This window comes from Brevibacillus migulae (assembly GCF_004521915.1).
GTDB lineage: Bacteria > Bacillota > Bacilli > Brevibacillales > Brevibacillaceae > Brevibacillus_F > Brevibacillus_F migulae.
The window spans coordinates 121,183-135,048 of sequence record NZ_SDKD01000013.1 but is presented as its reverse complement, the minus strand read 5'-3'; the positions used below and the strand labels follow the sequence as shown (position 1 = coordinate 135,048).

The following is a 13,866-nucleotide window of genomic DNA, read 5'->3' as shown; positions in this document are numbered from 1 at the left end:
GACGCGACATCCTGTCGCAACACAGACGTAAGCACGTCCTTTTGCAAAATTGCTGCGTATCCAGTTTTGAAGGTACAAACGACCATGCCATCCCCAACTGGATGGTTTTTTTGTTTATATATAAAAAAGCCATTGAACACATATGAAATATGTTGTTCAATGGCTTTTTCCGTGTTAGAATGCAAAGTTTCGATAAGCCTAGCCTTTGATTTTCCCCAGTTCCTCATCAAGCAATTGAAACGCTTTTTTAATCTGGTCTTTTGGTGCATGGGCATACCGATCCCCGATGCTCACTTCAAAGTAACAGCTCGACTCATCGATTTCCTTTACGTAGTGCGTAAATCCAATACCAGTAGCCTCATAAATGGCCGGTAAAATGGCGGTCAGCTGATCTTTGGACACTTGAACATGAACGTGAAACATGTTCGAGACGGGGACAGCAGGTCTTGTAGCGACAGCAGTGCATTCATTATAAAAGTGGGCAAGCTCTTTCGCTTCTTCATAGTATTGAGGGAAACGATGCAGTCGCCGTTCAAAATAATAATCAGCGCTAACAATATACGGATACAAGCTGATCAAATCACCGCCATGCCGCCTTTTCCACACTTTGGATTCCTTAGTAAACGCCTCATCGCCCGCCAAAATGGCGCCAGCGATGCCCCCGATCCCTTTGTAAAGCGAAACATAGACGCTATCAAAAAGCTGGCAAATCTCCGCTGCTGTTTTTTGATAGTAGGGTAGGATTTCAAAGAGGCGTGCCCCATCGAGATGCAGCTTGATTCCTTTTTCGCGGCAATAGGCAGAAATCGCCTCAAGTTCTGCATAATCAGGCAATTGACCGCCGATCTCACGCTGAGGGAGCTCCAGAAGCAAGCAAGCGATATCCGCATTCAGGTTCACAACATCTTTCAATCGAATCAGGCTGTTTTTGTCTGCCAGCAGCACTACTTCGATCTGGTGCAGCTCTTTAAGGCCATCTTCCTCGTGAATCTCCAAGTGGCATAGAGGGTGATACGCCACTCGTTTGAGCTTTTGGCGATCACACCATATGCGCAAAGCGATCTGCTGTGCCATCGTTCCGCTCGGAAAAAAGACAGCTGACTCTTTTCCTAAATAGGCGGCCATTTTGTTTTGAAAATCGTCAATGACGGCTCCTGTCCCATAAAGATCGCTGTTCAGGTTTCCATCCAAACCGGCCAAGGCCTCTTGCAGAACATGCACATTTCGCTTGCTATGGCCGCCTAATGGATAGGGGGCTTGATCAAAAGCTTCGGACAACGATTGCTTTTCGCTCATCTCGGGTTTGCTCCTTCCGATATACACCGACTTATTCAAAAACAAGCCTTCCTTCTGACTATACACCATAAACGAAACAAGTCGACAGCTTCAAGAAGGCAAATAGCATTACAAAGAAAGCGGTGGATAAAATATGGATGAGCCACAAGAGATCGCGTGATGGGGGATATGATGAACATAACAGGAAATACCGTGCTGATTACAGGAGGAGCTTCAGGGATTGGCTTGGCGCTTGCGAGCGTTTTCTGAAAGCTGGCAATACGGTGATTGTATGTGGGCGAAGGGAAGAGAAACTGCAAGAAGCCAGACAGAAGCTGCCGTAGCTCCACAGAGGAGATCGGCTACGGCGGTACAGAGGAACGTATGCAACAAACCGCTGTGGAAGCCAAGGAAATGGCGAAGAATATGTACGCTGGCTTCATGAAACGATAACCAAAAAGGAGAGGGAGCGTTCAGTGAGGATGAACGGCTCCCTCTTTTTCAATGCGGTCGGAAAGTATAGCGGTGGCATGAGGAGGAAGATCAAACCAAAAGATCAGCTCTCCTTCGCTGCGATATTGCGGCGGTTTTTTCCCGTTCACATAGACCTCGGGGCTGCGGACTGCCAGAGAAAGGCCGGAAATCATGCGATTGCTCGGATTATGCAGCAAAACGGAGCCATCCGGGGCATAAGTCATGCGAATCTGGGAAAGGGCGAGCCAGTAGTCCATCATCTCGGCAACTGTGCTCAGATACAGTTTTCGCTGATCACGCAGGGACGCCATGCGCTGTAAAACCTGATTGAACGCAGGATTGATCACCAGCTGCCCCTGTCGATCTCTGGCCAAAAAACTCCGGATATACGTACCCTTGAAGAGACGGGATAAATAGGCATGGCTGATAAAAACGCCGCGTTGTTGGACGAGCCGATCAAGCTGTTTCCCCTGATAGTGATAAAGCGAATCATCCGTGACGATAGCGGTGCTCCAGGTGTAAAAGGGACCCGTGACCGTCGGATGGGACCAGTAGAGCGGAGTCCAGTATTGATCGCCGTTTTGCGTTTGCAGCAGATCAAGGGCCGTATCGATCCCGGTGATATCTTCACTGCTGTAGTGCCAAAAGTAGCGAATGCCGTGCTTTTCCCAGAGGCTTGCCATGGAATAGGGGGACGAGGTCTCCAGTCCTTGAAAGGCAAAGTTGGTCTTGAGAAAGCCATGATCGATCCAGGTCTTGCTATGATACCGATTCTTCATCCATTGCAAAATATTGTCGTGCACTTGCCGGTAAGGGGGAAAATCATACGGGTATATATTATGCAGCACGATCTCCGAACCGCGACCATGCAAATCATCCAGAAAACGCACAAACTGCTGATCCTGCAGCAAGCCGATGTTCAACGGTCGCTGAGGACGAAAATACGGGTTGGAATAGAAGACGCTTTTCGTGACGGGGATGCGATATTTGACAAATCCGCCAGTGGCCTGTGCCGGGTTGGTCCACTTTTGGGAGCCGTAGTAGATCGCCCGATTGCTGGCAAGCGTCTGTTCATCAGCGTGCTCCGTCCAAATATGCGTGGCCAGAAAACCATAGGGCTGGTTCATAAACCGCGGCTGCAAGCGCGGCTGCCAGCCCACCGTGAGCGAAAAGGAGTTCGTCCGCGTATCACCGGGCTGATATTCCGCAGGATGCCGCACCTTGCCTACTTTCATGGAGGACGTCTGCTGGACAAAATGATGATCGTTCATATGCTCCAGATGCAAAAGCAATTGCTTTTCCGCAACCGCCACCTCCATGGAAGACAGAGCCGGAGCATGATAGATCCAGGCCTGTTGCGAACCTTTGCCGAATTTGACGCCATGATGACCAAGCCAGTACCGTTTTTGCAGGGAAGCTGTATCCAATTTGCTATTTTTGCGATATACCTCCGTGACCGGCGGGATAAACCGGAGCAGCATGGTTTCCTGAAACACTTTGGCATGCTGCTGGTAGGCAGTCTCCACCTGCACATCGATGGTCGGGCTGTCGTGCGAGAAGGTGTATTGGGTGGTTACGACGGAAACCGGCGTATGGCCGGTAATGTTCAACTGCAGACCGTCCTCTCGAGAGACTGTGGTAACCGCCACCTTCTGCCATTGGGAGATCCGCTGGTTCACTCGTTTGATAAACAAATTGTTTTCCATAGGGTTGGCGGTTGCGGGAGAGAAATGCAGTGTGTTTCCCTGGATGCCGACGACTTTTGCCCTGTGCACCAGCGGCATGTTCATTCGCCCCAGATACGATTCCGAACGGATTTCCACGGGCTCCCCCATGCGAAATGCTGGCGCAGTATCCAAGGAAATGGCCTTTGCTCCCGCAGGTAATGAGGGCATCAGCGCATTGTAGATCTCGCCATACTCGGCAACATACTGGACGGAATCCACGATCACGTTCCCCGCCCGATCCTCAACGCGAATATGCCCGTCTTCCCCCCAACGGAAGGTATAGAAGTCATTGTGGAAGGAAGTCAAGTCTCTTGCATGCGGGACACGTGGGCATACAGTGAGAACCAGGCAAAAAACCAGCAGGACGAACCATGTTTTTCGAACCATTTGTGAACCTCTTTTCATCAAAGTGAACAGCCCTCCAGCATTGTGGTAGGATAGGGAAGGATACAAGTAAGGAGGTATCAGCATGATACGCAAGGCCAAAAAAGAAGATAAAGAAGCAGCAGCCCAGCTCCTGTATGACGCGCTGCATGATATCGGCTATCAGTTGACGGGAGCCGCCACAAAAGCACAAGCCTTGGCAGGTCTGGCCGAATGGTTTGGGAAACCGGGAAACCGGATCAGCTATGAAAATACACTCGTCAAAGAGATAGACGGGCAAGCGGTCGGTTTGGTCATCTACTACCATGGGAGCAGAGCCGAAGAGCTGGATCGGCCCATCGTGGAACATCTGCGCCGTCTCCATGAGGATCAGCAGTTCACATTGGACAAGGAAACAGACAGTGATGAATGGTACATCGATACATTGTCGGTCACTCCTGCGTACCAGCGGTTAGGGTATGCGACGGAGCTGATCAAGGCGGTAGAAGAGATCGCCAGCCAGAAAGCCTTGACGTCTCCCGTAAAAGTAGCGCTCAATGTGGAGCCGGGCAATCTGAACGCATACCACCTCTATCAACGCAGAGGATATGCGGTCGACAAGGAAATCACCATCAACAAAAATACATATTTGCACATGAGCAAATGTATTCCCCTTGCAGCAAAGCACCCGCTTTGACAGCAGGGGTTTCTTTTTTCATGGGTATTCGCACATCGAAAGGCAGCCACATACGATATGAAAAAGGATGCATAAGGGAGAACTGCAGGTATGTGGAATAGCGAACAAAACCGGCATCGTACGTACCAGGATTATCTGCGGGAAGCAGCGATGTATTTGGAAGATGCGGAAAAGAAGAAAAAAAGCCCGACACAGGCCAGGTTATCCATCCAGGCGGCAAAAAACTTGCTTCAACAGCTGCGCACAGCATTTCCGTCCAGGCCCGTTCTGTTTCCGGCTTCCGTCAAGACGACCAATGGTGTGAAGTGGGGATACATCAATACGAAGGGCAGCTTTATTATTCCCCCGCGCTATGAAGCCGCCGACGATTTTCAGGCGAACGGCTTGGCAGGCGTGCAGAGCAAGGAGCGAAACGGCGTAATTAACAGCTCCGGTCAATTTGTCGTGCCTCCGATTTACAACACCGTCACCCAGTTTTCGGAAGGGCGGGCGCAAATCCTGGACGACAAGGGCTTTCGCGTCATCGATGAGAGTGGGAAGATTCTGACCCCGAAATGGTATACCTACATCGGCATGTATCAAGAGGGCCGGGCGATTTTCGCTCAGGCTGATGCGCAAGGGAACAGCCTCTATGGCTATTTGGATCGCGATGGCAAAGAGGTCATTCCTGCCAAGTACCCGTCTGCCAATGATTTTCGGGATGGAAAAGCGGTGGTACAGCTCAAGGAAAATGAATACGCCCTGATCGATCGGAATGGCACCACGCTCCATACGTACCCACATGCGCTGGTGGGCAGCTTGGGGGATGGACTGATGTCCTTCAAACAAACCCCGGATGGCCTTTTTGGCTATATGGACGAACAAGGGAAAGTCGTGATCTCCCCCCAATTTTCGGTAGCACTTCCGTTTGAAAAGGGGAGAGCGGTCATCAATGCCTCCAAGGACTTCACGGCGAACCTGTACGGCTTGATCGACAAAAAGGGGAACGAGATCATCAAGCCTGTCTATAATGACGTGCAAACAGTAGGGGAAGACAGGGTAGCGGTAGGGAAAGCGCGGATCGCCTCCGCACCATATGCAGGATCTCGCTATGCGATTGCGGATTGGAACGGAAAGCTGCTGAGTGAATTTGTCTATACCGATGTCTCGCGCTTCCACCAGGGAATCGCCTCCGCCACCGACGGGCAGCGCACCTTTTTCATCTACCGGAATGGCAGGATCGCCCGCAATCTCCCCATCGTCTCGGGGGTGGGTACGCTCACGCTGACGGGAGACATCGTCAAGGCAGTTGTAGACATGCGCACTTCCTACTACGACCGTTCCGGCAAACTGATTTATGCGCAAAACACATTGATCCCCCTGCGCGGCGATTATCGCGTCAGAGAGGAAAAATATGCGCCCAACAAGGACTATCTGGTCTATTATCCGCAAATCGAGGGGATCAAGGACCGGAGTGCAGAGCAGCGCATCAATCAGATGCTGAAAGAAAGATCGAAAGTGAAAAAAATCGAGCCGAATGCGCAGCTCACGTCGAGCTACTCCGGCGATTTTGAGGTCGAGTTTTTTCAAAAGGACTTGCTTGTGCTGCAGCTAAGCGGCTATGAGTACCCGTTTGGAGCGGCGCATGGCATGCCGTCAGAAGAATACGTGCATATTGATCTAGCCAAGGCAAAGACCTACCAGCTGAAGGATCTCTTTCTGCCTAACAGTGACTATGTGAGAGTGCTCAGCGAGATCATCGGGCAGCAAATCAAAACAGATCCCCAATACTCGTACGTCTTTCCCGACAGCTATAAAGGAATTAAGCCAGACCAACCCTTCTATGTGAAGGAAGATGCGTTAATGATCTATTTTGCCCCATACGAAATCGCGCCCTATGCCGCGGGCTTCCCGACTTTCCGCATCCCCTATGAACAAATCCAATCGCTGATCAATACCCGTGGTGATTTTTGGCGGTCGTTTCACTAAGGAATGAAAATGAATGAAAAAGCCCCGGATCCTTGAGGATATCGGGGCTATCGTGCTTCGTTTTACATTTCCACCAAAATCTTCTCTGCCTTTCCGATCGGCGGGAGGCTGCGAGTGACAACCGGCCCATACATCGCATACACCTTCATCCCTTTTTTCAGCTCATCCAGCGAGACGGGCTGCATGTCCCGCGCCTGAATGATCTTGGTGTCCTCATCGATGTTCAAGACGATTTGCTCATAGCCTTGCTCGCTCAGTTTTTCCCCTTGAATCGTTACTCGTTTTCCGCCATCTGCCGTGGCAGACAGCTCTGTAATGTCTCCCAACGTACCGAGGAGATCTGGTGTGGAAGGCGTTTCTTTGACGACGATTTTTACGGCTCCTCCCTGAGGTGGCAGGCTCATCGCCATGATTGGACTGTGAACGGTTTCAATGGTCATCCCCAGCTGCAAATCGTCCATCGTCAGCTTTTGGTTATCTGCAGACACGATTTCGGTCTGATCGGAGACCTGGAAGATGAAGCCGCTGGTCATCCCGTTCAGATGGATGCTTGTTCCTTGGTCATTCTTCGCAATACGCGTAATGGTGCCGGTTTTAATCAATTCATGTGCGGTGATCGTGATCATTCCTGTTTTGGCGACGGTTGTCTGTGCCTGCAGCACCTCACGGAAATAGGAGAGGGGCACGAAGGTGACGCCGTTTTCCACTCTCGGCGCAACCCCCAGCTTGATTGTTCCCTGGGCTGCCGGATAGCGGTCAACGCCCGTCTGGATCGAATGCTTTTGCGTTCCTTTGACCAGCTCAATGTTCTTGGTATGTGGATTCCAGGTCAGCTTGTAGTCGAGGGCTTCGGCCACCGTACGCAGCGGCACCATGATTTTACTTTGATCGGGATGGATTTTGACCATGGACGCTTGCGGGGAAAAAGCTTTCCCATTGACGACCAGATGATATCGATATGTGTCCTCCTTCATCGGGGGCGAAGCGGACATAATCTGCATTTCTCCCGGTTGGGCCGGCGGACGGCTGGGATCATAGATGGCAAAAGCCGGATGGATCATCGATGCCATCATGGCTGTTGAAAGTAAAGTGGAAGTCAATATCTTTTTCAAGTGGGTTTCCTCCTTGTCATTGCTGTTTCGTTTTCTCTGACGAGAGGGGCTGGCAAAACGTTTCGCAGGAAGGTCGGGAATCACTTGCTCACTTGCGAAAACAGGGAAGAAGACCTAGAAGTGTAAATCTTACTTGACTGATAGGAATTATCGGGTTATAACAGGTATATTCTTTATCATTCACATACAAATTCATACCAAGAGTGGAGGAATCATCATGTCACCCTTTTTAACGGTTGTCAACATTGCGGTCATGATTGTATTCATTAGCGCATTGTTTTGGCTACAAAAGAAACACGTTTCCTTTTCCAAACGGGTTTTTCTCGCGCTGGGACTAGGGATTCTTTTTGGTCTCGGACTTCAACTGTTCTATGGGACGAAATCGGAGACGCTGAAGACGTCGATCGATTGGTTCAATATCGTGGGCAAGGGCTATGTGCAGCTGCTGTCCATGATCGTCATGCCGTTGGTCTTTTTGTCGATCCTGTCGGCGTTTACCAAGCTCAAGCTGACCAATAATCTCGGAAAAGTGAGCGGGCTTGTACTGGCGGTATTGATTGGGACGACCGCGATTGCGGCGGGTGTATCGATTGCCACCACGGCTGCTTTTCAGCTGGAGGCGGTACAGATCGAGCAAGGCGATGCGGAAACGGCGCGTGCCGAGCAGCTCGAGCAAAAGTGGGCGGGTATCCAGGATCAGACGCTGCCGCAAAAAATGGTGGAGCTGCTGCCTGCCAATCCGTTCTATGATTTTACGAACCAACGTCCGACCTCGACAATCGCGATTGTGATCTTTGCGGCGTTTATCGGGTTTGCTTACCTGGGCGTGAAGAAAAAGCATCCGGAGCAGGCCGAGTTTTTTGCGAAGATCGTTGACACGTTTTACTCGATCATCATGCGGGTCGTCACGTTGATCCTGCGCCTGACTCCATATGGAGTGCTGGCGATCATGACTCGCGTAACGGCTACCAGCGATTATCAGGCAATTTACAAACTGGGGAAATTTGTTGTCGCGTCCTATGTAGCTTTGCTGATCGTATTCGTCATTCATCTCGTATTGCTGGCCATCGCGGGGCTCAATCCGATCACGTATGTGAAAAAGTCATTCCCGGTACTGACCTTTGCGTTTACGTCCCGTACGAGCGCGGGTACGCTGCCGCTCAACGTCAATACGCAAACGGCGCAGCTGGGAGTACCTGAAGGAATCGCCAACTTTGCCGGCTCGCTCGGCCTTTCCATCGGGCAAAATGGATGCGCGGGCGTATATCCTGCGATGCTGGCGATCATGATTGCGCCTACTGTGGGCATCGATCCGTTCACGCCTTCCTTCATCTTCACCGTGATTGCGGTTGTGGCGATCAGCTCCTTTGGTGTAGCGGGAGTTGGCGGCGGTGCGACCTTCGCCGCGCTGCTGGTGCTTTCTACGCTCAATCTGCCGGTGGCGCTGGCGGGCTTGCTGATCTCTGTGGAGCCGCTCATTGATATGGGACGTACCGCATTGAACGTGAGCGGCAGCATGACGGCGGGGATTCTGACCAGCAAATGGACAAATGAGCTGGATACCTCGGCGTACGGCTCACCAACGGCTGCCAAACAGGCTGAAGCCTAAAAGTAGATAGACAAACGCCCCGTCATTGCAAGAGATGACGGGGCGTTTTCCATTAGGAAAGCGTAAATTGATTGACAATCGTACGCAATTGCTGCGCCATTTTGCTCGTCTCGGTAGACAGGCCAGCGACTTCATCCACGGAGGCGGAGGTCTGTTGGGCCGCTGCGGAAACTTCTACGGTGTTGGCAGCCATATGCTCGATGGAAGTGTTCAGATTTTGAATCAGTTGGACGATTCGTTCGGAAACAGCAGCTTCTTCATTGGTCAGTGCAGAAATCTGATTGATCTCCTTGACCGTGCTGTCGATGGCTCCCCAGATTTGTTCGAGGGCGGAAGCCGTATCTGTGACCGTGTGTTCGCCTTCTTCCACGCTCTTGTGGCTCTCCCGGACGGATTGCACCGTGTCGGCAATGCTCTGCATGATTTTGCCAATCAGTCCATCCACCTGGGCGACTTCTTTGTTCGACTGCTCTGCCAGCTTGCGCACATTCTCAGCTACGACCGCGAATCCTCTACCGTGCTCACCGGCACGTGCCGCCTCAATCGAAGCATTCAGGGCCAAGAGATTGGTCTGAGCGGCGATCGCGGAGATTGTTTCGTTGATGCTCTGGATTTCCGTAGTGAACGTGTTCAACGACATAATCGAAGCCTCGGTTTCCTGTGTCGCCAATTTGATTTCCGCCATGCGATTCGCGAGCTCGGTCACTTTCCCTTTTCCTTGCTGTGCGGCTGACATGGTGTATCGCGAATTTTCAACGCTGGCTGTCGCAGCCTCTTTGGCAGATTGGATCATTTCGGCCAGCTGGACAAGAGCGTTGTTTGCTTCGGATGCGCCCTTGGTTCCGTCGGTGCTCTCGGAGGCGATCTCCTCCATCCGCTCCGACACCTCCTGGATGGCCACGCTCATTTCATCCAGAGAAACAGAGGTGGTCTGTGCATTTTGGGCCAGCTGCTCGGAAGTGGTCTGCAGCACGGAGACCATGGAGCGCAGATTTTCCGTCATCACCTGAAGCGTTTGGGCGAGGTCACCGATCTCGTCTTTGCTCTTCACGCTGACCGGCTGGACAGCCAGGTTGCCATTGGCGATCTGGCGGGCTTGCTCGATCAGGGCGGAAATCGGTTTGGTCCGTTTTCTCAGCAGCATGACGGTCAGGAAGGAAACCAGCACGATCGGGATAAAGCCGAGCATCATCCCGCCGCTGACCACGTCCCATGTGCGCGCTGTCACGATGTCTGCATTGAAATCAATTACACTGATCGCGACGATTTCCTTGGAGGAATCATGATCGCGGAAGATTGGCGCATAGCCGGACAAGCGCTTGATGCCATCGTGTTCATAAATGCTGGAGTAAGTCGGATGACGCATATCCAGCAATTCTTTGATCGCCGCTTGGTCAATCGGGAAGGAATCCCCAGGCTTGTACCCTTTGGCTTGCAGGTTTTTATCCAAGGCAATGAGTTTGCCGTCTGGTGTCAATAAATACTGGGTCTCGAAAATGTTTTTGTGGTTGACCGTCCAGTTGAGAGCCTCGCCCACTTTTTTGGCTGCGTCCCCATCCATTTGCAGCAGCTTTTCGATATCTCGCGGATCAAGCAGCCCGGTTGTAATATTCGCACAACCATAGGCCTCGATACCGGCCGCTTCATAGATGCGCTCGTAGGCGGTTTTGTAGGTGGCAAAGGAAGAGATGAGCAAGGAAGCAATGATCATTCCGACGATGATGACTCCCAATTGCCAGGTAAGTGTTTTTCTCATGGTCGACTCCTTTTATCTATTTATCGAATAATATAGTAGGTTATTACCCTAACATAAGAAGTGTTGAAACTAAATACTAAATAGGAAAAAATAGAGAACACCGCATAAACTTGCATTACGTGCTTCTATATGGTTTATTCAAAAAGCATACATAAACTACTGAATCGAAAGAAAACGGAGGGCACACACATGAGTGTACATATCGGGGCCAAAGAAAACGAAATCGCAGATAAAATCTTGCTGCCGGGCGATCCGCTGCGCGCGAAGTTTATCGCAGAGAACTTTCTGGAGAACGCCGTCTGCTATAACGAAGTGCGCGGGATGCTGGGCTTTACAGGAACTTATAAAGGAGAGCGTGTCTCTGTGCAAGGGACAGGGATGGGCATTCCTTCCATTTCCATCTATGTGACCGAGCTGATTCAAAGCTACGGTGTGAAAAACCTGATCCGCGTCGGTACCTGCGGCGCTTTTCATGAGGACATCAAAGTGCGTGACGTGATTATCGCCATGACCGCATCGACAGACTCCAATGTAAACAAGCTGCGCTTTAATGGCATCGACTACGCGCCAACCGCCAATTTTGACTTGCTGAAAAAAGCGCATGAGATTGCTGTGGCGGAAAAGATGTCGGTACATGTAGGGAACGTGTTTACGAGCGATACGTTCTACACCGATGATCAGAGCATGACCAATCTGCTGGGGCAATACGGCACGCTTGCCGTGGAGATGGAAACAGCAGCCCTGTATACGATCGCTGCTCGTTATAAAGCCAAGGCATTGTCCATATTGACGGTAAGCGACCACCTGCTGACGGGAGAATTGACCTCCTCGGAGGAACGCCAGACCACCTTCAATCAAATGATTCGCGTCGCGTTGGATACGATCATCCAATCCTAGAGAAACGGAACAAAACGCTTGTCTTCGGAACCACAGGAGACAAGCGTTTTTTTAATTCTATTCCAGATAAAATAATTTTACCTTTTTCACTGTAACTATATTACAAAAGATCCATGAATATAGTACTATTATCAAAAATGGGCCAGAGGTTTAAGCCTTTCCATTGATGGATAAGTATTTATAAAATCATTTTTGATGTTACTGAGAGGTGTAAACGAATGAAAAGAATCAGCGACATGAAGCTGGGGACCAAGATGAACCTCTTCGTGTTAGGACTTATTCTGGTTTTAACGGTTTCGATGTAATTGGTGGTTATCATAGAGGTAGAGAATGGAATAAAGGCATCTGCCATCGAAAAGGCGAAATCCGATCTGGCGCTAGGATACCAGTATATCGAGCATAAGTATCCGGGGGAGTGGCGGATCAAGGACGGCAGCCTTTACAAAGGCGAAACAAAAATCAACGACAATTATGAATTGGTCGATGAGATTGGACAATTGACGAATGGGGATACGGTCACGATCTTTATGGGTGATACCCGCGTCACGACAAACGTGATGAAAGAAGGCAAGCGGGCAGTAGGAACCCAAGTATCGGAAACGGTCGCCCAAAAGGTGCTGAAGCAAGGGGAGACCTATCTCGGGGAAGCCAATGTCGTCGGACAAATCTATCAGTCTGCGTACCAGCCGATTAAAAGCGGCAGCGGAGAAATCATCGGCATCTGGTATGTAGGCGCGTCGCAAGAGATGATCGAAGCGACCCAAAAGTCCATGTTGAACGTGATCGTCCCTCTGCTGATTGGTATCGTGATTCTGACCATCATCGCGGTCTTATGGTTTACACGCCGCATTTCGCGAAGACTGTCTCTGATCGGACAAGCGCTGGAACATGCGGGACAAGGGGACTTTACGGTTGAGATCAAAGCGGAGACCAATGATGAAATCGGCCACCTGACAAAAAGCTACGAGCAGATGAGGAAAAATCTCGTGAATTTGCTGCGTCATTTGTCAATGACCACCGAGCAGGTGGCGGCCAGCTCCGAGCAATTATCGGCAAGTTCTCAGCAAAACAGCAGAGCGGCCGAGCAAATCGCTGTGACCGTTCAGCAATTGGCCCAAGGTGCAAACACACAGGTAGAAAACACCGAGGACAGCTCCCAAGCAATCCAGGAACTTTCTGCCAATGTTGGGCACATCGTGGAAAATACTCACTCGGTGTCGACGCTGGCGGAGAATGCGACAAGCAATGCAGCGGATGGAAATGAATCAATCCAAAAAGCCGTGCTGCAGATGAACGCTATCCATGCGACGATTTCCGGATTGGCGGAAGTGATCCAGAATTTGGGCACACGCTCGAAGGAAATCGGCCAAATCATTGAAACGATCACAGGGATTGCCGGACAAACCAATCTGCTGGCGCTTAACGCCGCGATTGAAGCAGCGCGGGCAGGCGAGAATGGACGCGGATTCGCTGTGGTTGCGGATGAGGTGCGTAAGCTGGCGGAGGAATCCTCCCAGTCCGCGCAGCAGATCAATGAGCTGATATCGGCGATTCAGGAGGAAACCTATCTGGCTACCCAGGCGATGGAGCAAGGGATGACAGAGGTTGCTGCCGGGATTGATGTGGTGGGTCAGGCAGGGGATTCTTTCCGTACGATCGAACAGTCGGTCAGCGAAGTGGCGCTGCGTGTCCAAGAGGTATCAGCAGCCATCGGTCTGATTACCAGAGGCACAGGCGAGGTAGTGGAAGCGATCAATGACATCAGCGCGATCGCAGAAACCACAGCATCCGGTGCCCAACATGTATCAGCGGCGACGGATGAACAACTGGCATCCATGGAAGAGATCCATGCATCCGCGACGACACTCGCTAAGATGGCGGATGATCTGCAGCAGGTCATGTCACGATTTAAAGTCTAATCTAATTGGAAAATGTTTACGGAAATAAGCTCCCGGGTAGTTACTATCTAGAAGCATTTTGCAGAATTA

Annotated in this window: 9 protein-coding genes and 1 pseudogene; 6 read left to right on the top strand and 4 right to left on the bottom strand. The window is 50.9% G+C overall.

The window, feature by feature from the left end; all coding sequences use genetic code 11:
* Positions 1–198: 198 nt before the first annotated feature.
* Positions 199–1,296 carry a threonine aldolase family protein gene (locus tag EIZ37_RS16140; RefSeq protein WP_134685789.1) on the bottom strand — a complete coding sequence of 366 codons (1,098 nt, stop codon included), beginning with the start codon at positions 1,294–1,296 and terminating at the stop codon, positions 199–201.
* Between the two features lie 171 nt (positions 1,297–1,467).
* Between EIZ37_RS16140 and EIZ37_RS26450 the strand changes: the two are divergent.
* Positions 1,468–1,616: pseudogene (locus EIZ37_RS26450) on the top strand (SDR family NAD(P)-dependent oxidoreductase); the annotation flags it as partial.
* A gap of 132 nt (positions 1,617–1,748) precedes the next feature.
* Here the strand turns inward: EIZ37_RS26450 and EIZ37_RS16130 are convergent.
* Positions 1,749–3,863: a hypothetical protein gene (locus tag EIZ37_RS16130; RefSeq protein ID WP_134685788.1), complete on the bottom strand. Its 2,115-nt coding sequence runs from the start codon at positions 3,861–3,863 to the stop codon at positions 1,749–1,751.
* An 82-nt stretch (positions 3,864–3,945) separates the two neighbouring features.
* Between EIZ37_RS16130 and EIZ37_RS16125 the strand changes: the two genes are divergently transcribed.
* Both EIZ37_RS16125 and EIZ37_RS16120 read left to right on the top strand, forming a co-directional pair.
* Complete coding sequence (locus tag EIZ37_RS16125; protein WP_134685787.1) at positions 3,946–4,536, top strand: GNAT family N-acetyltransferase; 591 nt, start codon at positions 3,946–3,948, stop codon at positions 4,534–4,536.
* Positions 4,537–4,626: 90 nt separating this feature from the next.
* The gene (locus EIZ37_RS16120; protein WP_134685786.1) at positions 4,627–6,504 is read left to right on the top strand and encodes a WG repeat-containing protein; all 1,878 of its coding nucleotides are present in this window, start codon (positions 4,627–4,629) and stop codon (positions 6,502–6,504) included.
* Between the two features lie 62 nt (positions 6,505–6,566).
* Here EIZ37_RS16120 and EIZ37_RS16115 read toward each other — a convergent pair whose 3' ends face one another.
* A complete protein-coding gene (locus tag EIZ37_RS16115) occupies positions 6,567–7,616 on the bottom strand; it encodes a copper amine oxidase N-terminal domain-containing protein (RefSeq protein ID WP_134685785.1) in 1,050 nt (349 codons plus the stop codon).
* Positions 7,617–7,833: 217 nt separating this feature from the next.
* On the opposite strand from EIZ37_RS16115, the gene EIZ37_RS16110 reads away from it, so the two are divergent.
* Positions 7,834–9,225 carry an L-cystine transporter gene (locus EIZ37_RS16110; RefSeq protein ID WP_134685784.1) on the top strand — a complete coding sequence of 464 codons (1,392 nt, stop codon included), beginning with the start codon at positions 7,834–7,836 and terminating at the stop codon, positions 9,223–9,225.
* 52 nt (positions 9,226–9,277) lie between these two features.
* On the opposite strand, the gene EIZ37_RS16105 is transcribed toward EIZ37_RS16110, so the two are convergent.
* The gene (locus tag EIZ37_RS16105) at positions 9,278–10,981 is read right to left on the bottom strand and encodes a methyl-accepting chemotaxis protein (protein WP_134685783.1); all 1,704 of its coding nucleotides are present in this window, start codon (positions 10,979–10,981) and stop codon (positions 9,278–9,280) included.
* Between the two features lie 189 nt (positions 10,982–11,170).
* Here EIZ37_RS16105 and deoD point away from each other — a divergent pair, with 189 nt between their 5' ends.
* A complete protein-coding gene (gene deoD / locus EIZ37_RS16100) occupies positions 11,171–11,878 on the top strand; it encodes a purine-nucleoside phosphorylase (RefSeq protein ID WP_134685782.1) in 708 nt (235 codons plus the stop codon).
* Between the two features lie 308 nt (positions 11,879–12,186).
* On the top strand, positions 12,187–13,797 hold the full coding sequence (locus EIZ37_RS16095; RefSeq protein WP_167568933.1) for a methyl-accepting chemotaxis protein: 1,611 nt from the start codon (positions 12,187–12,189) through the stop codon (positions 13,795–13,797).
* The last annotated feature ends 69 nt before the right edge of the window (positions 13,798–13,866 follow it).